At 34.3% G+C, this 22,590-nt stretch carries 21 protein-coding genes and 3 tRNA genes; 15 read left to right on the top strand and 9 right to left on the bottom strand.

Annotated elements, in window-relative coordinates:
* Nucleotides 1-44 precede the first annotated feature (44 nt).
* The 12 genes from ACOOWA_RS01375 (at nt 45) to ACOOWA_RS01320 (ending at nt 9,354) form a co-directional block, all read left to right on the top strand.
* Complete coding sequence (locus tag ACOOWA_RS01375; RefSeq protein ID WP_421372737.1) at nt 45-1,991, top strand: heavy metal translocating P-type ATPase; 1,947 nt, start codon at nt 45-47, stop codon at nt 1,989-1,991.
* A gap of 9 nt (nt 1,992-2,000) precedes the next feature.
* Entirely contained in the window at nt 2,001-2,177 is a 177-nt protein-coding gene (locus ACOOWA_RS01370) for a hypothetical protein (protein WP_421372736.1), read from the top strand.
* Between the two features lie 175 nt (nt 2,178-2,352).
* Entirely contained in the window at nt 2,353-2,703 is a 351-nt protein-coding gene (locus ACOOWA_RS01365; protein WP_421372735.1) for a hypothetical protein, read from the top strand.
* Between the two features lie 82 nt (nt 2,704-2,785).
* A complete protein-coding gene (locus ACOOWA_RS01360; protein ID WP_421372734.1) occupies nt 2,786-3,061 on the top strand; it encodes a YHS domain-containing protein in 276 nt (91 codons plus the stop codon).
* Nucleotides 3,048-3,728, top strand: coding sequence for an SCO family protein (locus ACOOWA_RS01355; RefSeq protein WP_421372733.1), 681 nt, complete (start codon nt 3,048-3,050; stop codon nt 3,726-3,728). Before ACOOWA_RS01360 ends, ACOOWA_RS01355 begins: the two co-directional genes overlap by 14 nt.
* A gap of 99 nt (nt 3,729-3,827) precedes the next feature.
* On the top strand, nt 3,828-4,502 hold the full coding sequence (locus ACOOWA_RS01350) for a superoxide dismutase (RefSeq protein ID WP_421372732.1): 675 nt from the start codon (nt 3,828-3,830) through the stop codon (nt 4,500-4,502).
* Between the two features lie 4 nt (nt 4,503-4,506).
* Nucleotides 4,507-4,887 carry a hypothetical protein gene (locus ACOOWA_RS01345; protein ID WP_421372731.1) on the top strand — a complete coding sequence of 127 codons (381 nt, stop codon included), beginning with the start codon at nt 4,507-4,509 and terminating at the stop codon, nt 4,885-4,887.
* A gap of 228 nt (nt 4,888-5,115) precedes the next feature.
* On the top strand, nt 5,116-5,940 hold the full coding sequence (locus tag ACOOWA_RS01340) for an MbnP family protein (RefSeq protein WP_421372730.1): 825 nt from the start codon (nt 5,116-5,118) through the stop codon (nt 5,938-5,940).
* The gene (locus tag ACOOWA_RS01335; protein ID WP_421372728.1) at nt 5,933-6,979 is read left to right on the top strand and encodes a cytochrome-c peroxidase; all 1,047 of its coding nucleotides are present in this window, start codon (nt 5,933-5,935) and stop codon (nt 6,977-6,979) included. Before ACOOWA_RS01340 ends, ACOOWA_RS01335 begins: the two co-directional genes overlap by 8 nt.
* An 11-nt stretch (nt 6,980-6,990) precedes the next feature.
* On the top strand, nt 6,991-7,935 hold the full coding sequence (locus ACOOWA_RS01330) for a transporter (RefSeq protein ID WP_421372727.1): 945 nt from the start codon (nt 6,991-6,993) through the stop codon (nt 7,933-7,935).
* Between the two features lie 92 nt (nt 7,936-8,027).
* Nucleotides 8,028-8,381: an ISAon1 family transposase N-terminal region protein gene (locus ACOOWA_RS01325; RefSeq protein ID WP_421372726.1), complete on the top strand. Its 354-nt coding sequence runs from the start codon at nt 8,028-8,030 to the stop codon at nt 8,379-8,381.
* A 28-nt stretch (nt 8,382-8,409) separates the two neighbouring features.
* Nucleotides 8,410-9,354: an ISAon1 family transposase gene (locus ACOOWA_RS01320; RefSeq protein ID WP_421374626.1), complete on the top strand. Its 945-nt coding sequence runs from the start codon at nt 8,410-8,412 to the stop codon at nt 9,352-9,354.
* Nucleotides 9,355-9,437: 83 nt separating this feature from the next.
* Here ACOOWA_RS01320 and ACOOWA_RS01315 read toward each other — a convergent pair.
* The 7 genes from ACOOWA_RS01315 to ACOOWA_RS01285 form a co-directional block, all read right to left on the bottom strand.
* Nucleotides 9,438-9,509 (bottom strand) — tRNA-Glu (locus tag ACOOWA_RS01315).
* A gap of 98 nt (nt 9,510-9,607) precedes the next feature.
* Nucleotides 9,608-9,679, bottom strand: a tRNA-Glu gene (locus ACOOWA_RS01310).
* Nucleotides 9,680-9,689: 10 nt separating this feature from the next.
* Nucleotides 9,690-9,944, bottom strand: coding sequence for a 30S ribosomal protein S20 (gene rpsT / locus ACOOWA_RS01305; protein ID WP_048501176.1), 255 nt, complete (start codon nt 9,942-9,944; stop codon nt 9,690-9,692).
* Nucleotides 9,945-10,022: 78 nt separating this feature from the next.
* On the bottom strand, nt 10,023-10,343 hold the full coding sequence (locus ACOOWA_RS01300) for a hypothetical protein (protein WP_421372725.1): 321 nt from the start codon (nt 10,341-10,343) through the stop codon (nt 10,023-10,025).
* Nucleotides 10,344-10,519: 176 nt separating this feature from the next.
* A complete protein-coding gene (locus ACOOWA_RS01295) occupies nt 10,520-12,643 on the bottom strand; it encodes a cation:proton antiporter (RefSeq protein ID WP_421372724.1) in 2,124 nt (707 codons plus the stop codon).
* 6 nt (nt 12,644-12,649) lie between these two features.
* On the bottom strand, nt 12,650-13,213 hold the full coding sequence (locus ACOOWA_RS01290; protein WP_421372723.1) for a hypothetical protein: 564 nt from the start codon (nt 13,211-13,213) through the stop codon (nt 12,650-12,652).
* Between the two features lie 108 nt (nt 13,214-13,321).
* Complete coding sequence (locus ACOOWA_RS01285) at nt 13,322-15,166, bottom strand: chloride channel protein (protein ID WP_421372722.1); 1,845 nt, start codon at nt 15,164-15,166, stop codon at nt 13,322-13,324.
* 503 nt (nt 15,167-15,669) lie between these two features.
* On the opposite strand from ACOOWA_RS01285, the gene ACOOWA_RS01280 reads away from it, so the two are divergent.
* Nucleotides 15,670-17,844: an EndoU domain-containing protein gene (locus ACOOWA_RS01280; RefSeq protein WP_421372721.1), complete on the top strand. Its 2,175-nt coding sequence runs from the start codon at nt 15,670-15,672 to the stop codon at nt 17,842-17,844.
* A gap of 16 nt (nt 17,845-17,860) precedes the next feature.
* Nucleotides 17,861-18,214: a hypothetical protein gene (locus ACOOWA_RS01275; protein WP_421372720.1), complete on the top strand. Its 354-nt coding sequence runs from the start codon at nt 17,861-17,863 to the stop codon at nt 18,212-18,214.
* Nucleotides 18,215-18,509: 295 nt separating this feature from the next.
* Here ACOOWA_RS01275 and ACOOWA_RS01270 read toward each other — a convergent pair.
* Together ACOOWA_RS01270 and ACOOWA_RS01265 are read right to left on the bottom strand one after the other, a co-directional pair.
* Nucleotides 18,510-18,584: transfer RNA gene (locus ACOOWA_RS01270), tRNA-Glu, on the bottom strand.
* 55 nt (nt 18,585-18,639) lie between these two features.
* Nucleotides 18,640-19,932 (bottom strand): N-acetylmuramoyl-L-alanine amidase family protein, encoded by a 1,293-nt coding sequence (locus ACOOWA_RS01265; RefSeq protein ID WP_421372719.1) that lies wholly within the window; start codon nt 19,930-19,932, stop codon nt 18,640-18,642.
* Between the two features lie 52 nt (nt 19,933-19,984).
* Here ACOOWA_RS01265 and ACOOWA_RS01260 point away from each other — a divergent pair, with 52 nt between their 5' ends.
* The gene (locus ACOOWA_RS01260) at nt 19,985-22,573 is read left to right on the top strand and encodes a putative LPS assembly protein LptD (protein WP_421372717.1); all 2,589 of its coding nucleotides are present in this window, start codon (nt 19,985-19,987) and stop codon (nt 22,571-22,573) included.
* The last annotated feature ends 17 nt before the right edge of the window (nt 22,574-22,590 follow it).

Below are 22,590 nucleotides of genomic sequence, written 5' to 3'. Positions count from 1 at the left end.
CATTGCATTTGATTAAGGCTTACATTCGAATAAAATTTTAAATTATGAAAGAAAATCTCAGTAAAAAGCCAAATAACGAGCATAATCATAACGAACACAATCATGAGCATTCACATGATGTGAAAGATCAATCTGTCTTCCGGATGTTTTTGCCGGCGGTAATCTCTTTTTCAATATTATTGTTTGGAATTGTTTTCGATAATTTTATAGAAAACACTTGGTTTAATGGCTGGGTTCGTTTTGTCTGGTATTTAATCGCCTATATTCCCGTTGGTTTGCCTGTTTTGAAGGAAGCTTACGAAAGTATAGTTCATGGTGATATTTTTTCCGAATTTTTTCTGATGGGAATTGCCACTATCGGAGCTTTTGTTATCGGCGAATATCCTGAAGGAGTTGCTGTTATGCTTTTTTATTCGGTGGGAGAAGTTTTTCAGGCAATGGCAGTTACGAAAGCCCAGTCAAATATTAAATCTCTTTTAGATCAGCGTCCGGATGAAGTGACAGTTTTAGAAAATGGGCAACCCAGAGTTGTAAAAGCGGTCAATGCAAAAGTTGATGATATTATTCAGCTTAAATCAGGCGAAAAATTAGGTTTGGATGGCAAATTATTATCTGAAAAAGCATCATTCAATACTTCAGCTTTAACAGGAGAAAGCAAGCCCGATACGAAAATAAAAGGTGAAACCGTTTTAGCGGGAATGATTAATCTTAATTCAGTAAGCCAGGTAAAAGTTACAGCAACATATAAAGACAGCAAACTGAGTAAAATACTGGAACTCGTTCAGAATGCAACTGCTCAAAAAGCTCCTACCGAATTGTTTATCAGAAAATTTGCAAAAGTTTACACACCAATTGTTGTATTTCTGGCAATAGGAATAACCTTCTTACCGTACTTTTTCGTTGAAGGATATGAGTTTAAAAATTGGTTATACAGGGCATTGGTTTTTCTGGTAATTTCTTGTCCTTGTGCACTGGTTATTTCTATTCCGTTGGGATATTTTGGAGGAATCGGAGCCGGAAGCCGAAACGGAATCTTAATCAAAGGAAGCAATTTCTTAGATATTCTTGCCAACATTCAAAATGTGGTAATGGATAAAACCGGGACAATGACGGAAGGTGTTTTTAAAGTTCAGGAAGTTCTTTTTAACAATGATTTTAATAAAGATGAAATTTTACAATGGATTAATGTTCTGGAGAGTAAAACCACTCATCCTATTGCAACTGCCATTCATGATTTCGTTGGTGAAATTGATCATTCCATACAGCTGGAAAATGTAGAAGAAATTGCCGGACAAGGTTTAAAAGCAGAAATCAACGGAAAAGAATTGCTCGTAGGAAATCTGAAATTAATGAAGAATTTCAATATCTCTTATGATTTAAATACTGAAAATATTGTTTACACATTAATAGCAATTGCTGTTGACAAAAAGTTTGTTGGATATCTTACCATTGCAGATTCAATTAAAGAAGATGCACAGCAAACGATCAGTAAACTTAAATCATTAAATGTAAAAACCACCATGCTTAGCGGTGACAAAAGTTCTGTTGTTGACTTTGTTGCTGAAAATTTGCAGATAGAGAATGCATTTGGAGATCTGCTTCCCGAAGATAAAGTAAATAAAGTAAAAGAAATAAAAGCTAAAAATCAATCTGTGGCTTTTGTTGGCGATGGAATTAATGATGCTCCTGTTGTAGCTCTCAGTGATGTGGGAATTGCAATGGGCGGATTAGGTAGTGACGCCACGATTGAAACCGCAGATATTGTTATTCAGGATGATAAGCCGATAAAAATTCCAATGGCAATCAATATAGGAAAGCAGACCAAGAAAATTGTCTGGCAGAATATTACTTTGGCATTTGTTGTAAAAGCAGTTGTATTAATTCTCGGAGCAGGAGGTTTGGCAACAATGTGGGAGGCTGTTTTTGCTGATGTCGGTGTCGCTCTGTTGGCAATTCTAAATGCTGTGAGAATCCAGAGAATGAAGTTTTGATGAGGCTGGATGATGGAAGCTGGATGTTGGAAGTCGACAATCAGACTACAAGTTTCTAATAATTTCTATCAAAAGGAATGGGCTTTAGCCCATCTTTCAGTTTTAAAATATTTTCAGCCTTTAGCCAAAATCTGTTTCCCACAGATTACTCAGGTTTTCACAGATGATTGTGTGAAAATAGAGTAATTAATTCGTGTAAATTAGTGCGATTAATGGCTTGTATATAAGACATATTAAAAAATCTGTGTAAATCCGTGCGATCTGTGGGAAAAGCAATTCCAACTGACTTTCATCATAATTAAGCTCCAAATCAAATTTGTACACTATATTTGTACTAAAGATTTGATATTTGAAATTTTTCATGTCCTTTTTCATCATTTTTACCATTGCAATTCGTCCTGTTTTGCCAATGTTAAATTATATGATCAATTATGATTACATTGTGAAAAACCTTTGCGAGAACAGAAAAGTTATAGAGTCTGATTGTAAAGGAAAGTGTTTTGTAAAAAAAGAGTTGGCAAAAACAGAGAAGGAATCTAATAATGCTCAGAATATTAAAATCGCTGGTTTAGATCTTTTCTTATCTCATGAAATCTTGTCTTTTTCAAATATCGGTAAAGCTGATTTAAAGTCAGAAAAACCCAAATCAAATCAAATTCAATTACATTCTTCAGAATATTTTTCCAGAATATTCCACCCTCCTTTAGTTTAATTTATTTAACCTGAAACTTTAGTTTTGATTTTTATCAAGGCTTATATTTATATTGATTAAACTTAATTTTAAATTCTATTTAATGAAATCTAAAGTTATCTTAACAGCATTATTGTCTGTTTCATTATTCGCCTGTGCGCAGGAAACACCTAAAGTAAAGCATAAAAAGAAAAATACTACTACAAAAACAACTGTTCAAAAAGTAAAGTTTGCGAATGCTGTAGACCCGATTTGTAATATGCCAACTGAATCCGACATGAAAGATACGGCAGTCTATAAAAATAAAACGTACGGTTTTTGCAGTAGCTACTGTAAGGATGAATTTAAGAAAAATCCTGAAAAATATGCCCAGAAATAAAAAGCCAAACAATACGAAAAGTAAAATCATCATTCCGATTGTTGTCATTGCTTTGTTGTTTTTCGGAATAGGTTTTGGGATGAGTTATTTTAAAAACAGTCTTTATACGGTAATGAAGGTTCCGGATTTTAAGCTGACCAATCAGAATAATAAAAAAATTACCAATAAAGATTTGCTTGGAAAGGTGTATTTAGTAGAATTTTTCTTCAGTAAATGTCCCACGATTTGTCCCGTAATGAATACGAATATGAGGTTTATTGAAGATAAAATTAATAATCCTGATTTTGGAATTGTTTCCATCAGCATCGATCCTGAAAATGATACGCCTGAATTACTGAAACAACATGCAGAGAGAATAGGGGCAAAATCTCCGAACTGGCATTTTCTGACAGGCGACAGAGACTATATAGGAAATCTAGCCGATAAATTTGATATTTATGTAGGAGATAAAGAAGATGAAAGCGAAAATCTTAATCATAGCGGGATGATAGCTTTAGTTGATCAGGAGGGAAACATCCGTTGTCGATACAATAAAGAAAATATGCCTATTCTTTATTATTCAGGATTGAATTATGAAGATAAGGAAGGAAAAATTCCTAAATTGAACGGAAAATTTCATCCCGACAGAGAAATTTTGATTGAGGATATCAGGAAACTGTTGAAGTAAGGCAGGAAGTCTGAAGCTGGGTGTTGGAAGCCATAACAGATCAAAAACTTCCATCTTCCATCAAAAGAATCAAATATTCAACCATATAAATAAAAAATTATGAAAATTTTTAAAGTAGCTGCATTTACCGCAGTTTTTGCAGCGCAGTTTGCGTTTGCCCAGTTTAAGCAAACTCCTTTGCCATATGCTTACAATGCACTTGAAGGAAATATTGATGCCCAAACAATGGAAATTCATTATTCAAAACATGCTGCAGCGTATGTTTCTAATCTGAACAAAGCCATTGCCGGAACTCCACAGGAAAAATTTACTTTATTCCAGATTTTATCTAAAGCAGGAACTTTACCAATGGCGGTAAGAAATAACGCAGGCGGTCATTATAACCATGAACTCTTTTGGACGGTTTTAACACCGCAAAAAGATACAAAACCTTCTGCTAATTTAACAAAAGCAATCAACGATGCTTTCGGAAGCATGGATGCTTTTAAAGAAAAAATGAGCAAAGCAGGAGCAGACCGTTTTGGTTCGGGATGGGCGTGGCTTTCTGTAGATAAAAACGGTAAATTGTTTGTTTCTTCAACGCCAAACCAAGACAATCCTTTGATGGATGTTGTGGAAGAAAAAGGAACTCCAATCTTTGGAATCGATGTCTGGGAACACGCTTATTACCTGAAATATCAGAACAAAAGAGCCGATTATTTAACTGCTATCTGGAATGTAACCAACTGGAAGGAAATCAGCAGAAGATACGATGAAGCGATAAGCAAAAAATAATCTTTTGAATTTAATTTGCAGCATATTTCTTACCTTTTTTACGGTTTTCAGGCCTCTGATTCCGTTGGTAGAATATGCTGTAAATTATCAATACATCAGCGAAGAACTCTGTGTCAACAGGAAAAATATTACCCTAAACTGCAACGGAAAATGTTATTTGGCCAAAGAATTATCCAAAACGACTGATACAGATTCTTCACCTTTACACAAAACAAAAAATTCGGGGCAAAAACTGCTCGATATTTATATCCTTCCCGAAATTACAACAGTAATAATCACCGAGAAATCACTTTTCTCTCCCTTTAGTTTTCTATATAAAACAGACTACTCGTTTCTGTTTTTAAAACACATTTTCAGACCACCGGTTTTTAAAGTTATTTTCTAAATCTTGTTTTAACTGGAAGAGTTTTCACCATTAATTTTAAGCATAGTTGTCATCCGCAAGATTCTCAACTCATATTTGTACTGAATGAATTTTAAGTTTCGCTTAAATTTCTGAGGAATGATAAAGTTGCTTTTTTATGCAGTGCAAACTCTATAGTTTAAAGAGTTGAGTGTTCTAGCATTCAAACATTAATTCAATTTTAAAAAATTTCAACTTAAAAAATCAACAATGAAAATTTATAAATTTTTATCATTATTCTTTATTGCCTTTATTTTTCTCACTTTTACATCATGTAGAAACAATGATGAAGTCGATTCATCAGAATCAAACGGTAAACTTCAGCTCAAATTTGAAAACGGATTCAATAATCTCGGAAATATTGTTCTTAATCAAACGGTTCAAACTTCTTCCGGCGGACAAAAACATCAGTTTTCAACTTTAAAATATATTATCAGCAACATCAGTTTAATCGATGAAAACGGAAACGAATTCAAATACCACGAAAATAATCCAGACAAAGGTGCTTTCATTATCAATCAGGAAAATGCAATTGCAGGAATTGTGTATTTTAATTTAGATGATATTCCGAAAAATAATTATAAAAAAATAAGATTCGGATTGGGAATCAGTCAGAAAGCTTATTTACTCGGACAAAACGGACAAGCGGAATTCTGGGATAAAGCCAAAAAAGAAAGCCTTACCTGGTCTTGGGCTGCAGGTTATATTTTCATAAAATTAGAAGGGAAATACGGTACAAATTCTACCAGTACAGAATTTATGAATCACACCGGAAACATGGGAAATGTAACGGCAAATAATACTCCGGATTTATATCGTGAGGTGACTTTAGACCTTCCTACCACTGCAAGAGTTTCTGCATCTACCCAACCTTCCGTTCATATTTTAGCAGATTTGAATCAGTACTTAAGTGGAGAAACAGCTTTAAGCCTTTCTACGGTTAATGATATGGCGATGGGTTCGAATCAGCATTTGGTAAATGTGACGAATAATTTAATGAAAATGTTTAAAGTAGACCACGTTCACAATGATTAAACAAATTATTAAAACCGGTTTTATTTTAACTGTTTTTCTGAATTTCACATCGTGTTCCGATGATGTTATTCAACCTTTGGAAAAAGACGAAGCGGTTAATCTTCAATTCCCATCTTACTTCCCTGAAATGACTTTTGACAAATCAGAAAATCCCATCACAAAAAATGGCGTGGAACTCGGAAGAAAATTATTTTATGAAGGCAGGCTTTCCAGAAATAATACGATTTCATGTGGCTTCTGCCATATTCAGGAAAATGCGTTTACCCATCATGGTCATATTGTAAGCCACGGAATTGATGACACATTAGGGATCAGAAATGCTCCACCAATTCAGAACATGATTTTTCTGAAGCGGTATATGTGGGACGGTGTCATTCATAATTTAAATGAGCAACCGATTATTCCGATTACGGATGCTAATGAAATGGATAGTTCTATGCCTGAAGCAATTGCCAAGCTCCGCAAAGACGATTTGTACAAAAAATTATTTAAACAAGCTTTTGGCGATGAAAATATGACCGGAGAAAGAGTTTTGAAAGCATTGTCTCAGTTTATGGCAACTTTAATTTCTGCAGACTCAAAATATGACCGTTTTAAACAGGGAAATGAGCATCTAAACTCTGAAGAATTACTGGGAATGGCCTTATTTCAACAAAAATGTGCCTCTTGTCACAGCGGAGAATTATTTACCGACGAAAGTTTCAGAAACACAGGAATGTATTACAATACGCAGTTCAAAGATGCCGGAAGATATCGGGTAACACTTAACCAAAACGATTGGATGAAATTCAGAGTTCCTGGCTTGAGAAATGTAGAATATACCGCACCTTATATGCATGATGGAAGATTTTATACTTTGGATGCAGTGCTTAATTTCTATTCTGATAATGTGGAAGATAATCCCAATCTTGATCCACAGCTGAAGCAGAATAATCATATCGGAATTTCAATGAACAGCCAGGAAAAGCAATTCATCATTCAGTTTCTGAAGACCCTATCCGATAAAAACTTTATTACTAATCCCAAATTTGCAGAATAATTTTAATTAGAATGAGGAAAGTAATTTTTATCATTAGCCTGATTTCGCTCAATAGTTTTCAGGCTAAAACAATCAGCGACAGTTTATATATATCCAATAATTATTATAATCGAATTTTATTTAATGAATGTGATGCTTGCGGATGTGCTGCAGGCAATGGATCGTCAGGTTTTGAATCTCTCCTGAATCCACAATTTGTAGGAATTAAATATTTTGCCCAACATTACAAGGCGAAAGAAAATTTATTTGTAAATGATTTTACGCAGGATCAATATTTTAATACGATCCAAATTTGGACTAAAATCCCTTTGACCAATAAATTGAGTGTCTATGGAAGTTTACCATTTCATTTTCATGAGAAAAAAACTTTACAGGGCGACATCAATATCAACGGAATCGGAGATTTTAATCTAATGGGAATTTATAAATTAATCAATTCAAAAGACAAAATTCATGAACTGAATGGAGGAGTAGGCATAAAAGTTCCGCTCGGAAAATTTGATGAAAAAGGAATTTCCGGTGTCAATCCGGGTTTTCAGTTGGGAACAGGAAGCTGGGATTATCAGGCTGTTTTGAACTACAGATTTCAAAAAAATAGATTGGCGATTCTTTTTAACACTGATTATACTATTAAAACTGAAAACAAAAAACATTATCAGTTCGGTAATCAATGGAATTATTCGGCAACCGGATTCTATCAAATTTTTAGAAATGAAAAATCTAATATTTCTGCAAAAGCAGGTTTTCAGGGTGAAGCTTATGGCCAAAATCGGCAATACGGAGAAGATCTTCCCAAAACTGCAGGTAGTGCCTTGTACGGAAAAATAGGTTTTGAAGTTTCTTATAAAAAAATAAGTTTAGGAACAGAGTTAATGCTTCCAACTTACACCAATTTAGCAGGTGGAGATATTGAAGCGAAATCCAGATTAGGTATTTTCCTGAATTTTGGAATCTAAAAATTAATCTTTGTCAGGGTTTTAAACTTTGACAAAGATTGGATCAATCACAAAACCTGGGGAGAATTGTTGAAAGTTTTTAACTTTTCTTCATGTCTCAAGATCAAGAATTATTAAAACTGTTACTTCCCGAATATTTAGTGGCGTATTTCGATTTCGTAAAATCTGAAGAAAAAGAAGGACTTCTTCATCTTTACTTTGAAGAAAAAAACAGTGTTCCTAAAGAGTTTTCCTCATTAAATCTTCAATCGAAAGGATTTCACGAAGAAATTGCCGTTGATGATTTTCCGCTTCGTGGCAAAGCCGTAAAACTCAACATTAAGCGTAGAAGATGGACGGATATGAAGTCTGGAAATATTGTTCAACGAGATTGGAATCTCATCGCTAAAGGCACTCGCATGACACAGGATTTTGCAGAGTTCTTAAAAAAAATCAGCCGATACTAAAGCGCTTCCTTTGGAAATCATTGGCGAGATGTATGGTGTCAACGGAAAGAAATTTCGCAGACAGTACAAAAAATCCCTCAGTGAATTTAAAGACTGGAACCAGAAATCCCATGCCGAAGATTACATTTTATACCCCGCAAACTGCCTCTCACAACTCTCTTTAGACGAAGTAGCCTTGTCTCAGGGCGAACTTTACACCGTGCTTACATCCAAGCATGCCAAGGGCAGGAAAGGCAGTATTGTTGCCGTCATTAAAGGAACAAGAAGCGAAGATGTTATTGATAAACTCTTAAAAATAAGCAGAAAATTAAGGCAAAAGGTAAAGGAGGTTACCTTGGATATGGCGGGCTCTATGAAGCTTATTGCCAAGCGGTGTTTTCCCAATGCCGTGCAGGTTGTCGACCGTTTCCATGTACAAAAACTAGCCATCGAAGCTGTTCAGGAATTAAGAATCAAACATCGTTGGGCAGCCATAGACAAGGAAAATGAAGCATTAAAAACCGCAAAAGAAACCAAAGCAAGAGCGAAAATCGAAATCTTTGAAAATGGCGATACCCAAAAACAACTTTTAGCCAGAAGCCGATATTTGCTCTACAAAAGCAGAGAAAAATGGACTGAAAACCAATCTGCCAGAGCCAAAATTTTATTTTCTCAATATCCGGACTTGGAAAAAGCTTACAACTTATCGGATAATCTCAGGAAAATTTACAACCAAAACATGACAAAGTCTGTAGCCATGCTCAAATTGGCTCGTTGGTTTAAAGACGTAGAAGAATCCGGTTTTAAATCATTTTCTATACTCAAAAATACTATTATGAATCATTATAATGATATCCTTAACTATTTTGAACAAAGAAGTACCAATGCCTCTGCAGAAAGCTTTAACGCTAAAATCAAAAACTTCAGAATGCAACTTCGAGGAGTAAGGGACAAATCATTTTTCTTATTCAGATTGTCAAAACTTTTTGCTTAGTCCCCAGATTTTGTTACTGATCCCAAAGATTTTTTAATACAATTAACAACAAAAAAGTCATTGAAATTAATCAATGACTTTCGTAGCCCGTAGGGGAGTCGAACCCCTCTTACCAGGATGAAAACCTGAGGTCCTAACCGATAGACGAACGGGCCATCTACCAATCTGCAAATGAATTTACAGGGTTAACTTTTTTGTTTTTATAAGTTTCAACTCTTATTTAATTATCCGGTTAGTAATAATTAAAATTTTGTAGCCCGTAGGGGAGTCGAACCCCTCTTACCAGGATGAAAACCTGAGGTCCTAACCGATAGACGAACGGGCCTACTATATAATTACGCTAATTTATTAACGTGCTTAGTTAATTTACTTTTCAAGTTAGCTGCTTTATTCTTGTGAATAATGTTTTTCTTAGCTAATTTGTCTAACAATGCGATAACTTTAGGCAATTGCTCAGTAGCTGCTGCTTTGTTTTCTTCGTTTCTTAAAACTTTCAGAGCTGTTCTAGCAGTCTTGTGATAGTATCTGTTACGAACTTTTCTAACTTCGTTTTGTCTTATTCTTTTAAGTGCTGATTTATGATTAGCCATATCGTTTTAAATGTGAGTGCAAATTTATATACTTTTTTGTTACCCACCAAATTTATTTTTAATTTATTTAAAATATTTTTAGTTTTCTTCTGAAAGGTACTTTTTAAGCTTATCTAAGGCCAGTTGTACTTTATTATTTTCAGTTTCTTTCTCCATTTTATGGATGATGTTTTCCAACATAATTATTGCATTGTTCCATTCTCCAGTAGAATTAGAAAAAGTAAGTCCGTCAATGGTGACTTCAAAAAAACTTCTTTCTCCGTTCCTGTAAAGTTTGAAACTAATTTTATCATCCTTGCCTGTAATCCCTTCCGTACTAGTTTTTAAATCATAACTTTTAGGGTTAGAGCGAATCTTATTAAAAAGCAATTGTGCTTCTTGAATTTTTAAATTCGGCATGATATAAAATTTGGTAGCTTTATAAGGACTGTATTATCTACAATTGAAATAAATGTAGATGTTTATCAGTTTTTATCCTGTCGACTGATGTTTCAGTCATCTAAACTTTTGCAAAAGTAATATTTTTCAGATGTTAAACAAAATCAAAATTTAAATTTAAACAAAATATTATATAATTACTTGAAAATCTTTTTAATTACATTTCCTATTTCCATAAAATCATCATGATTTCCTACTGATCTTTTCTCCGAATTGGCACTGTCAAACTCTGAAAAAGGGAAAATTAATAGATAATTTTTGTCATGCAGATACTTGTTCATCAATTCAGGAATCAATCTCATTTGTGGAATATAAGATTTCATTCCTCTTTTTGCCATAAAAACAATTAAAGCTTCATTGTCTTTCAGCTGGGTTGCTGTTTTTTCACCATCTTTCCAGGTGTTCATGATGATAAATTCGGCTTCGATATTGGCTTTTTTAATGATTTTCTGTAATATGTCCAAAATCTGTTCAGTAGCATAGAAAGTAATTGTAGCTCCCGAATTTCTCGCCATATTCCAGACTCTCAACAATGCATGAAAAAATCCTGCTTCTTTATGGGCATTTCCCGGAATCATTACTGCATATCTTTTTATAGTAGATAAAGGCTGCGCCGCATGATACACCAAAACATTTACATCATCGCTCTGTAAATATCCGTTGTAAAGATTGTAGGCAAAGGAAGGAGAAAAGCCTTTTTCATCTTCTAATCCGATAATTAAATCGGTGATATTCTGTTCTTTAATGACATTGTTTACGCCATTTACAACATCATTGTCGTACCTTTTTAAAGATTGAATCTTCACGTCAGCCGCGGCAGCCGCATCCGTAGCTTGGTGCAAAAGTTTTTCAGCATTTTTTACGGAAGATTCATTTTTATCTGCATTAATCACATTTAAGGCAAATAAGTTTTCTGTATTTGAATGGGCTTTAATTAAAATCCCAAGATTGACCATTCTGTCCACTGTCGCTTCATAATTTAAAGCTAAGAGAATATTTTCCTGTTCGTGACTGTTTCCGGAAACGGTTTCCTCATTATCCTGCTCTGCAATTTTCTGCGCGCTTGCCATTGAAATAAATGATGAAATGGTACATGAAATAAGAATTAATAAGATACTTCCGTTTAAAACATGTTCATTTAATAATCTGATCGGTTCTCCGGTTTCTGTTTCTGAAAGAATAATGTTGTAACCAACCATCACGGTAGCCAATGTGGCAGCTGCAGAGGCAGAACTGAGTCCGAACACAAGTTTGCCTTCTTCTTTGGTGAACTTAAAGGTTTTTTGTGCAATCACAGCAGAAATGTATTTTCCACCGATAGAAGCTACAAGCATAATTGAAGCAACTTTTATGGTTTCAAAACTCTTGAAGAATACTTTGAAATCAATAAGCATACCTACACTAATTAGGAAAAATGGGATAAAAATAGCATTTCCTACAAATTCTACACGGTTCATTAAAGAAGAAGTATGAGGAATGAGTCTATTTAAAGCTAGTCCGGCAAAGAAAGCTCCAATTATTGCTTCTACTCCTGCTAATTCAGCTAAGACTGCTGCAAAATAAATCATTACAAGCACAAAAATATATTGAGAAATCCTATCATTGATTTTTTTGAAAAACCAACGACCTATTAGCGGGAAGATCATGAGAACAACCAATCCGAAAACCAAAAAAGAGATAGATAGTTTCACCCAAAAGGAAACTCCTACATCTCCTTGAACCATTCCTACAACAACGGCTAAAACCAATAATGTAGCAACGTCAGTAATCATTGTTCCTCCAACGGTAATATTTACGGCTTGATTTTTTGCAATTCCCAACTTGCTGATAAGGGGATAGGTTATTAATGTTTGAGACGAAAAAAGACTTGCGAAAAGAACTGACGTAAGCACGGAAAAATCGAGAATGTAAAAAGCGCCGCAGTACCCTAGAATAAAAGGGAAGATAAAGGCATAGCCTCCATAGCCTAAACTTTTCCATTTATTTCTCTTGAAATCTCCCATATCGATTTCTAAACCGGCGAGAAACATGATATAAAGCAGCCCGGTAGTTCCTGTCACTACAATGCTGCTGTCTCTTGCTAAAACATTAAATCCGTTTGGTCCGATGACGGCTCCCGCAATAATTAATCCCAATAAATGCGGAACTTTGATTTTGTTGAGTAAAAGTGGGGCTGCCAAAATAATGATGAGCACCAAAAGAAACTTCAGTACCGGATCTTCGATGGGAAGACTCAGGTTGTGTATGCTTAGTAATGTCATTTGTGTCTATTTTTTAGAACGTACTAATTCTACGGAGAATTTCGCCATACAGTTATCAACGGCGATGGTTCTTATGCCTTTCATTTTTGTATCTGAAATGTCGTTCAGCAGAACATTCATGTCAACCTTCTTTTTTGCAGTGGAATCTGTTTTAAAATTAAGCTTGATTTCATTGTTTTCAAACTTTCCGGAATATAATCGTACTAAATTGTTATTGTTGATGATTTTGGAGAATAACTGTAGCGAATCACTGTCAAATTCCCAGGTATCGGTTCGTTGATCGCCGACAACATAATCGCTGCAGTTAGATTCTGTGCAGATGACTTTTCCAGTCCACGAGCCGGTAATTTCATCGGGCCATTTTACGATTTTTATGGAATCTGAATGTTGCAGAGCAAAAATACTGTCTCGCATTTTTATAAGCGAGTTGTACTCGGCTTCTTTCACTGCGAATGATTTTTCTTTATCTAATAATTGTTTTTCTCTTTGTTCTAAGTCGTTTGCCTTGTCTTTATTGTCGCAGTTTACGAGTAATAATAAGAGGAAAATGAAGAGTACAGGATTTTTCATAAATATAAGTTGTTCCCTAAATATAAGGAAAACTTACTGATAAAACCTAATTTTCCCGCATAGAAAAGAAGTCTTAACAATTAATGAAAAATAAAATCGTGATTGAATCTAGTTGGAATAATCTTTTAAAAGCTGCCTGTAACTCATTAGAATTGTTGATTTTGAAATAAAGCCAATAAACTGATTTTTCTCGTTTACAACAGGCAAATTCCAGACTCCGGTGTCATCAAATATTTTAAGAATTTCCAAAGGTTGATTTTCGGGATGAATAATCGCAACAGGAGTTTTCATCATTTGAATCAAATTAGCCGAAACTTCATCATTTGAAAACAAGTAAGGTCGAATGTCATCTAATGTTAAAACTCCTTTCAATGTTTTGTCTTCATTGACGACGGCGAAAATATTTTTACTTCCGCTTTTCACCAAATCAAAAAGTTCTGTGACAGGAGCATTGATGGAAATGGTCTGTGAATATTTATCGATAAAATCTTCCGTTTTCAGAGAAAATAATAAATTTTCATCATGCTTATTGGTGAAGATTTTTCCCTGGTCTGCCAAAGATTTTAATTCCGGGGAAATAGGAGAGAACCATTTAGCAATCAGATAAGACATGATAGAAACGATCATCAAAGGAATAAATAAATCATACCCAAAACTGGATTCCGCAATCAGGAAAATGGCTGTTAAAGGCGCATACATTACGCCGCTCATCGTTCCCGCCATTCCGACTAAAACCAGATTCGTCATGGGAACGTTTTCAAAACCCAGTTGCTGACAAATGATGGCAAATAAATATCCAACGGTACCTCCGGCAAAAAGAGAAGGTGCAAAATTACCTCCATTTCCCCCGCTGAAAATGGTGAAAGAAGTTGCAAACGCTTTCAGTAAAAGAACTAAAACCAGGAAAATAATGATTGTAAAATTCTTAATCTCAAAATATCTGAATAAGCTGTTTTCTATGATGAAATGTGTGTTTCCGTTGGTAAAAGCTTTTACGGTATCATATCCTTCCCCGAATAATGGTGGAAAAAGTACGCAAAGCAGCGATAAAACGGCTCCGCCAAACATTGCTTTTCGAAGTCGGGAAAATTTTAAATTTTTAATAAAATGTTCGACTTTCTGAGAAATTACAACAAAATATCTTGCATACAAACCACTGAAAATCCCCAAAATCAAATAATAAGGAACATTAAAATAATTAAAAGCTTCTCTCGTATAAAATCTGAAAAGTACCTCTTCCTGCAGTAAAATTCTAGAAAGTAAGCTTCCACAAACCGCAGCCACAACCAAAGGGATGAAATCTGTAAAAACCACTCCTGTCAATAAAATTTCGAAAGCAAACATAATTCCTGCGATTGGTGCGTTAAAAGCTGATGCAATTCCGGCCGTTGCTCCTGCAGCCAACAAAAGGGTTCTTTCTTTATAAGTTAAACGGTACGTTTGTGCGTAATTGGAACCAATGGCAGCTCCGGTTACAGCAATCGGACTTTCCAGACCCGCAGAACCTCCCAAACTTACGGTAATTGCACTTTGGATAATCTGAGAATACATTTTTACGGAAGAAACGATGCTCGAATTTTGGGCAATTTCATATAAAATGGCACCAATTCCCTTTCTGTCCTGTCCTTTAAATATGCTTAAAACAACCAGTGTGGTGAGAACAATTCCTAAAAACGGAAATATAATGTAAAATAAAATCTGATATTCAAAATGTACTTTCGTTGTGATGAAATTATGAATCGTATGAACCAGAGTTTTTAAAATAACACCCGCCAAACCTGCAGTACAGCCCACAAGAATTCCCGAAAGCACAAGAAATTGATTTCGGCTCAGACGGTTGTTTAGCCAGTGAAGGATAAGTTCGTAGCTTCGTGCTTTTTCCAGGCCGTACTTTTGAAAGTCTCTTTTAAACTTCAGAAAGCTCAGAAACTTTTTTTTATTATGAATGTTCACTTGCTTAGATTTTGAAAGTGATTTGAAATAAGAAGAATGGCAAATTTAGTGAATATTTTTCCGTGACGTTACGTTTTGCAATTTAATATGATAAAATGGAAAAAAGCTCTCTGAAACAGAGAGCTTTTAAGTAGTCTATAGGTTAAATAATAGGCTAATTTTCTTTGCTCAAAGAATTTTGAGTTGGCACATATAACAAGTATTTGTTGATTTTAGCTTCTTTTACTTGATATTCTCCCCATACACGTTTTGTCGAAATTTCGTAGATGTGCCTTTTTGATTGTGATCTTTTGTTTATTGATGATTTGTTTTCAGAAGATTTCAAATTTAACAAGGGTATGAATGTATCTGCTCAAAACAATGTATTTATTTACAATAAATTAAACATACTATTGGGCTTGAAGTTTGGAAAAACAAAATTGAAACAAGATTAAGATGTAACCCGTCAAGTTTTGTCGCTACTCGTATCTACATTTGGCTCATAATAATTAAAATTCACTGTTATGATGCAAAGATTAGAGTATGTGTTGAGCAGGAATCTCGACAATCCTTACGGGAAAAGAAGTGTATTCTTTGAAACATTTGTTGTTCCTCCCGAAGATTTCGGTAAAATCCCAGAAACGAATGAAACAGAAGGAATTAAATATACTTTTATATTGTGTAAAAGTGGAGTTGAAGTATTTTACAGATACGAGAAAGATAATATTGAAGATAAAGAGTTTAAGGTCTTTTATGAAGAAGATACACTTGAAAAAAGCAATTTCTTTGGTACAGCTTGCCGTGTGAAAATGGGTAAAGGTGCAAAAGATTTCTTCAAAAGAATATCAAACATTGACCAAAATGTAAATTTCAGAGGTACTTTGCATGATTATACTGTCAATGGTTTTGATAATCTAATAAAGGTATTGGCAAATGAGAAAAGAATAGATGAGACAATTCTAAAAGGAGCAATTTATTTGGAGGTTGCAGAACAAAGCAAACTCAATGAAGCCTTTAAAAAGGTTTTTTCTTTAAATAATCAATTGGCTGATTGGCTTAGAGGAGGTATCGAAACTGTTGAAACTTGGAAATTTACGGAAGAAAATTATGATTACGAGAAGTATTTTGTATTACCTATGTACAGTACATATCAAAATAAATTTGGTACAAGTGGATTTCAGAAACAAGAAGCAAAATATAAGCCCATCATTCATGTTCCTATTTCTGCCAGAGAATACAAAACTATGCAGAATGCTTCTGAAATAGCAAGTGAAGGATTTAACAAGCTCAAAGATTTTGTAGATTATTTTGATGAAATCTCACTAGCAATAGTTTCAACTGTTGTTAAAGCAACCCCAACAATAGCAGACGATATTTTCTTTGCTGTAGTCTTCTATTTAAAGAATTTCATAGAAGATAATATCCCTGAAAGTATTAAAAATGTATATAATAAACTCAAATCATTCTTTACGGATGTTTTAAATGTCATTTCTGGGATTGGAGCGTTTATAGGAGAAAAAATAAATCAGGAAGTAGCAAAAATCAATGCTTTTTTATGTGGATTAATTAACGGTCTTATTTCATTGGCTCAAACAGTAATTATGTTATTAGCAATGATTACTGACAACCTTCCTTTTTTAGATATGGAGAAATTAAGCCCCATAGAACTTACAAAACATCAAGAAAAGTTAGAGTTTATTGAAGATTTTGAAGATTTATTTGCTGAAAACTCAAAAGAGTTTCTTAGTGGGATTAAAAATATTTTTAGCAAAGGTAAAATTTGGAAAGAGATTTCACAATTTACTGACATGCTAAAAAAGAAATTTTCAGAGCTTAATGACTATTTTTGGGCATACTTTGTAGGTGCTATTGCTTTTGAACTTATTTTGGATGCTATTATTGCCTATTTTACAGGAGGCGCATCTCTTGCTGGAAAAATCTCTGAAAAAATAGCACAGGCAGCAGGTAAAATTAGCAGAGTATCTCAAAAATCAGCAAAATTAGGAAAAGCGATAAATTTTTCTAAAAACATAGGTAAGAAAATTGGTAATTCATTGGCAGACCTGTGGAAATGGTTAAAAAAGGAATTTTTAGAATTAGTAGAAGCAGTAAAAAGTGGGAATTTAGGTAATTATTTGAAGAAAAAATTCTATGAATTAACAGATGATGTAGAAGGATTGCGTAAATTGGCTTTTGGAAGGTGGCTCAGTAAATTTGATAAAGGTTTTTTCAATCATTTAGACGGAGAATTTAATACAAGTTTGCTTGAACGTATGCAACCTTCTGGGTTTAAATATCTTGATGAATTTTTGGTTTCGCAAGGAGGGCATAGAGGTTCGGCTATTCTTGACGGAATTATTGATGTAGAGAAAATATTAGACCCTGAAGGAGTTTATTCTATGACACAATTGGCAGATGATGTACCTTTTAAAGCTAAAATCAGCATTAAATACAAAGATGGTTATTTGGTAAAAAATGCTGAATCATCCATGTTTCCCAAAAATTGGGATCTTAAAAGAATACAGGAGGAAATAGCATATGTGTATGAAAATACTGTAGCGAAAGGAAAGGGACAGCTACCAAGAAATCCCAATCATAAATTCAATCAATTTCAGTCGGAATCAACAGTCGGATTTGATATTTTGATTGAAGTTGATGATGCAGGAAATATTATGAATGCATATCCGAAAATTAATTAATATTAAATCAATCCTTATGAAATATAATTTTAAAACATTTCAAATCTCTAAATCAAAATATTTTAATATTGAAATTCAAGAAGAAAAATATTATGTCCTTAACAATTTTAGAGATTCAAGTTGGACTCCACAAAAAATTCAAAGTTTAACTGATGGTGTAGAGCAAAGCAAAGACAAAGAACCTGACGAGTCTTTTGATTGGCAAAATGAAGATGTTTTCTTCCGAAGCAATAAATATGGAGTTTTCTTCGTAGACCTTATGAAACAAAGGGCAGGAGAAAAGTCTAAAAAGCAGGATTTAGATTTAGAACATAATGTTTTTATTAAGTTTTTACAAGACTTTAAAAAATTTGTAGAGGAAAATAGTTGATACATTTGAGTAATAACAAGTAATTTTTAGTTTATTCTTAACATAAAGAGACAGTCTTAATCAAAAGCAGTCTCTTTTTGGTTTCCGAAATTTATAAATCTTGAAGCTGTTAAGTTGTAAAAAACAAAAGTTAAAGAAAGGAAATAAAAATTTTAATGAACAAAAAAAGATTTTTGAAATTCGCTCTGTACAAAGCGTGTAGAGGCGTTCTTTTAAAATTCGTGGAGATACCGTTGACTTTTGTAATAAAAAAATCCCTGAACCTTGTATTGATCAGGGATTGAATCATGTAGTTTGGTAGTCTATAGGAGAATCGAACTCCTGTTGCAAGGATGAAAACCTTGAGTCCTGACCACTAGACGAATAGACCAAATTTTGAGTTTGCAAAAGTATTAATAAACTTTTAAAATTCAAAATTACAGAGTCTATTTAAAATTTTTCTGAATAACGGTGTTTTTTATTCCTTTGCCTTCCAGTTCTTTCTGAAGTTTTACGGCATCTTCCAGGGTGTAAACTTTTCCGTACGTGTAATAGAACATTCCGTTTGATTTGTTTCTCTCTACATCTTTTAATGTCTGAAGAATAAACGAATTGCTGCTCAATTTATCTTTTCCTACATACACTTCGATGTTGTAATATCCAATACTCAGTTTCTGATTTGGCATGAATCCTACTGCGTAAGAATTTCTGAAACCAGCATCTTTGGCAGTTTTCAGGTTAATGTCTTTTACAGACGCCATATTGGTAACTCCATAATAGTATTTGTACAATCCGTTTTCTTTAATGGGTAAAATATAGTTTAAACCTCTCAATTCGGGATCTCCATCGTTGTATTTTACAGGCATTGTCATCAGTAAGATTCTGAAATCATTTTTCAAAGCAACTTCTGCAGGTTTTTCCGGCTCAGCTTTTTTAACAATAAGAGGCGTTCCTGCTTTTCTGTCAACCGCTTTTTTATAGTCAATAATAGCTTTATAAATATTTTCGGCGGTTTCTTCCTGTCCTTTTTCAGAATTTAAGAAGGCTGCATCGTCATAGTTATTTACAAATCCTGTTTCAATTAAAACTGAAGGCATTGCACTTCTTCTTAAAATGTGAAGGTTTTCCTGTTTTACACCTCTCGAAAAACGTCCGCTCTTTTCGAAATTTCCTTCCACGAAGCTTCCGACAATTAAGCTGTTCTCAAGGTATTTACTTTGCTGAAGTTTTAAGGCGATTAAAGATTCGGGGGAAGAAGCATCATAAGAAGCAAAGGTTTCTTTATCTTTTTCATCCAGATAAATTACGCTGTTTTCCTGCTTAGCGACTTCAAGATTTTCTCTGTTCTGAGCCGGCCCCTGTACGAATGTTTCCGTTCCTCTTGCTGTTGCAGATCTGCTTGGCGAAGAATTGACGTGCACTGAAATAAATAAATCTGCTTTACTTCGGTTTGCCGTATTTGTTCTGTCGGTTAATGAAGGGTATTCATCAATTTTTCTGGTATAGATTACTTTAAAATCTTTATTTTTTTCAAGCATCGCTCCCAATTTAAGAACAATTCCCAAAGTAACGTACTTCTCCTGAACGAGACCGAGATCCGGATAATTTCGGTTGGCTCCGTTGTCGCTTCCTCCGTGTCCTGCATCCAAAACGACCGTGAATTTTTTTTGAGCGAAGATAAATGTGGAAGAGAATATAAGGAGAAATGCTAAAATTGTTTTAAAATTTAGTTTGTACATCTTACAGTTTTAAAAATTATATTAATTTTGAGCCAAATTATACAGAATAAAATTGGACAAAACCGTCTTCAAAAATATATTACAAATTTTAATTATCCTAATTTTTAACAGTTTTTTAGCACAGGAAAGTCCTAAAAGACCAATTAAAGCTACGATAATTAATGATACCATTTCCAAAAAGGATACCACAGTTGCAGCAAAAGAATCTCTGGAGGATGTTTTAGATTACAAAGCTGATGATATTCGCAGAGATGTACCGAAAAAAATGATTTATCTGAACAAAAATGCTCAGGTAAAATATCAGGATATGCAGATTGATGCAGATTATATCTCCATCGATGAAGAGCGAAATATTTTTTTTGCCCGCGGAAAGCTGGATTCTCTAGGGAAAGTATTTGAGTGGGCTCAGGTAAATCAGGGTGGCAAAAAGTATGAAGTAGAAAGTTTTAGCTACAATACTAAAACCAGAGAGGCAATCGCTTACAATGCAAGAACAGAAGAAAGTGAAGGTTTAATTGTAGCCGACAAAACCAAAAAGTACAATGATTCTGTTTTTGTAATGCGACACGCAGAATTTACGACAGATACTTATTACATCGATAAGAAAGATAAAAGACCCGATTATCACCTATTGGCATCTTATATTAAAATGCAGAAAGGAAAGGAGAGTTCAACTTTAATTGTTGGTCCTGCGCAAATGTATATTGAAGATGTTCCCACACCTTTGGTAATGCCGTTTGCGATTTTACCTTTTTCAAGTAAAAGATCTGCAGGTATTTTGATTCCGAGTTTTGGGGAAAGAGAAGACGTTGGTTTCTTTCTGAACGGAATTGGTTATTATCAACCAATTGGAGAGCATTTTGATATGAAAGTTCTTGCAGACATTTATACAAAAGGAAGCTGGAATTTACGACCGGAAGTAAATTATCTTAAAAAATACAGATATACAGGTAATTTTTCAGCCGATATTGGAACTACGATTCGTGGAATTAAGGGTTTAAGCAATTATTCAAAAACAGGAACCTACAGAATTGCCTGGAGACACACTCAGGATGCAAAAGCAAACCCATTTCTTACGTTTTCGGCTTCAGTGGATATGACGAGCCAGACATTCTATAACAATACGGTAAACAATAATTATATTTTGGATCAGAGTGTATTGAGAACACAACAAAACTCAACGCTTGCATTGACTAAAAGATTTTTAAGGCTTCCTGCAACGATTACAAGTACGGCTTCATATTCTCAGAATTTTGCAGATGGAAGTGCAAGTTTGCGTTTGCCTCAAATGAACATTGCGATTAATCAGTTTTATTTATTTAAATCTAAAACCGGCGTAAGATCTGGATTGCTGGAAAATATTACCGTTAATACAGGTTTGAATTTAACCAATTCCGTAGTTGCTAAATCTAATGAATTGTTCACCAATGCAATGTGGGATAAATTGCAGACCGGCTTGAAAAATAATATTGCATTAGGAACCAACACCACGTTTGCAAAGTTTTTTACTTTTAGTTTAGGAGCAACAATTGATAATGCTTTAACGACCAAAACGCTTACCAAATATTATGATCCGATCATCAATATTGAGGTAGATCAGTTTAATAAGAAAATAGCAGGTTACAGTACTTTTTCTACTACAGCAAGTGTGCAGACTCAGCTTTATGGGCAGACAAATTTCAAAAAAGGATCCGCAATTGAAGCAATAAGACACATGGTTACACCAAGTATTGGTTTCACGTATTCACCGGATTTTGGAGGTTCTCAGTTTGGTTACACCCGAAATTATTATAATGCGAATGGTGCTTTAACTCCGTATTCTATTTTCGATCAGGGAATTGTAGGAACACCTTCTACAGGAATGGTCGGTGCATTAAGTTACAGCATCGGAAATAACGTCGAGATGAAAGTAAGGTCTAAAAGCGATTCTACCGGTGTGAAAAAAATGAAATTGTTTGAATCTTTGAACATAAGCGGAAACTACAATTTTGCGGCAAAAGACCATCCCTGGTCAATTATTTCTGTGAACGGACAATCTTCTTTTTTTGATAATAAACTAAGCGTAAATACGAGTTTAACGATTGATCCTTACAAAATTCTGTTTGCTCCGGGTTCTGATACAGGAATCAGAACTGAAGATTTTGGTTCTTTCAGTGTACAGGGTTTCAATATGCAGGTTTCTTACCCCTTAAGCAATGAATTATTTGGTGAGAAAAAAGATTACGCCAAAACTTATTCGCAAAAAGGAGAGATTCGAAATGAAAATTATTTCTTCGATGATGATAATTACGCCCGTTTCGAACAGGCCTGGACGTTAAATGTTAATGCAAATTACCAATACTCCCGAAATCTCTCCAGAACAGCCACCAAAATGGCTTCGATCGGTTTAGACGGAAGTCTTAAACTAACTCCTTACTGGAATATCAACGGAAGTACGCATTACGATATGGTTTCAAAAGAATTGGCATATACAAGAATTGGTTTCTCCAGAGATCAGCGAAGTTTTACGATCAATTTTAACTGGGTTCCTTTCGGGCAGTACAAAGTGTATGATTTCTTTATCGGAATTAAAGCCAATATTCTGAGTGATGCATTGAAATATAAAGACAGAAGTTTTACTCAGCCTAATGCTCCTTTCTAAAGTCATATTGATTTTAC

Origin of the sequence: Chryseobacterium sp. GP-SGM7 (assembly GCF_049166575.1) — a bacterium.
GTDB lineage: Bacteria > Bacteroidota > Bacteroidia > Flavobacteriales > Weeksellaceae > Chryseobacterium.
Note: the sequence above shows the minus strand (reverse complement) of the source record. Positions and strands in the feature narration are given on the sequence as shown.

What these genes read in the sequence shown, in the direction of transcription:
- ACOOWA_RS01280 (WP_421372721.1), top strand. Translation starts at nt 15,670, where the DNA reads ATGATGCAAAGATTAGAGTATGTGTTGAGCAGGAATCTCGACAATCCT.
- ACOOWA_RS01330 (WP_421372727.1), top strand. Translation starts at nt 6,991, where the DNA reads ATGAGGAAAGTAATTTTTATCATTAGCCTGATTTCGCTCAATAGTTTT.
- ACOOWA_RS01355 (WP_421372733.1), top strand. Translation starts at nt 3,048, where the DNA reads ATGCCCAGAAATAAAAAGCCAAACAATACGAAAAGTAAAATCATCATT.
- ACOOWA_RS01350 (WP_421372732.1), top strand. Translation starts at nt 3,828, where the DNA reads ATGAAAATTTTTAAAGTAGCTGCATTTACCGCAGTTTTTGCAGCGCAG.
- ACOOWA_RS01370 (WP_421372736.1), top strand. Translation starts at nt 2,001, where the DNA reads ATGATGGAAGCTGGATGTTGGAAGTCGACAATCAGACTACAAGTTTCT.
- ACOOWA_RS01265 (WP_421372719.1), bottom strand. Translation starts at nt 19,932, where the DNA reads ATGTACAAACTAAATTTTAAAACAATTTTAGCATTTCTCCTTATATTC.
- ACOOWA_RS01365 (WP_421372735.1), top strand. Translation starts at nt 2,353, where the DNA reads ATGTCCTTTTTCATCATTTTTACCATTGCAATTCGTCCTGTTTTGCCA.
- ACOOWA_RS01320 (WP_421374626.1), top strand. Translation starts at nt 8,410, where the DNA reads ATGTATGGTGTCAACGGAAAGAAATTTCGCAGACAGTACAAAAAATCC.
- ACOOWA_RS01340 (WP_421372730.1), top strand. Translation starts at nt 5,116, where the DNA reads ATGAAAATTTATAAATTTTTATCATTATTCTTTATTGCCTTTATTTTT.
- rpsT (WP_048501176.1), bottom strand. Translation starts at nt 9,944, where the DNA reads ATGGCTAATCATAAATCAGCACTTAAAAGAATAAGACAAAACGAAGTT.
- ACOOWA_RS01295 (WP_421372724.1), bottom strand. Translation starts at nt 12,643, where the DNA reads ATGACATTACTAAGCATACACAACCTGAGTCTTCCCATCGAAGATCCG.
- ACOOWA_RS01300 (WP_421372725.1), bottom strand. Translation starts at nt 10,343, where the DNA reads ATGCCGAATTTAAAAATTCAAGAAGCACAATTGCTTTTTAATAAGATT.
- ACOOWA_RS01275 (WP_421372720.1), top strand. Translation starts at nt 17,861, where the DNA reads ATGAAATATAATTTTAAAACATTTCAAATCTCTAAATCAAAATATTTT.
- ACOOWA_RS01290 (WP_421372723.1), bottom strand. Translation starts at nt 13,213, where the DNA reads ATGAAAAATCCTGTACTCTTCATTTTCCTCTTATTATTACTCGTAAAC.
- ACOOWA_RS01375 (WP_421372737.1), top strand. Translation starts at nt 45, where the DNA reads ATGAAAGAAAATCTCAGTAAAAAGCCAAATAACGAGCATAATCATAAC.
- ACOOWA_RS01325 (WP_421372726.1), top strand. Translation starts at nt 8,028, where the DNA reads ATGTCTCAAGATCAAGAATTATTAAAACTGTTACTTCCCGAATATTTA.
- ACOOWA_RS01335 (WP_421372728.1), top strand. Translation starts at nt 5,933, where the DNA reads ATGATTAAACAAATTATTAAAACCGGTTTTATTTTAACTGTTTTTCTG.
- ACOOWA_RS01360 (WP_421372734.1), top strand. Translation starts at nt 2,786, where the DNA reads ATGAAATCTAAAGTTATCTTAACAGCATTATTGTCTGTTTCATTATTC.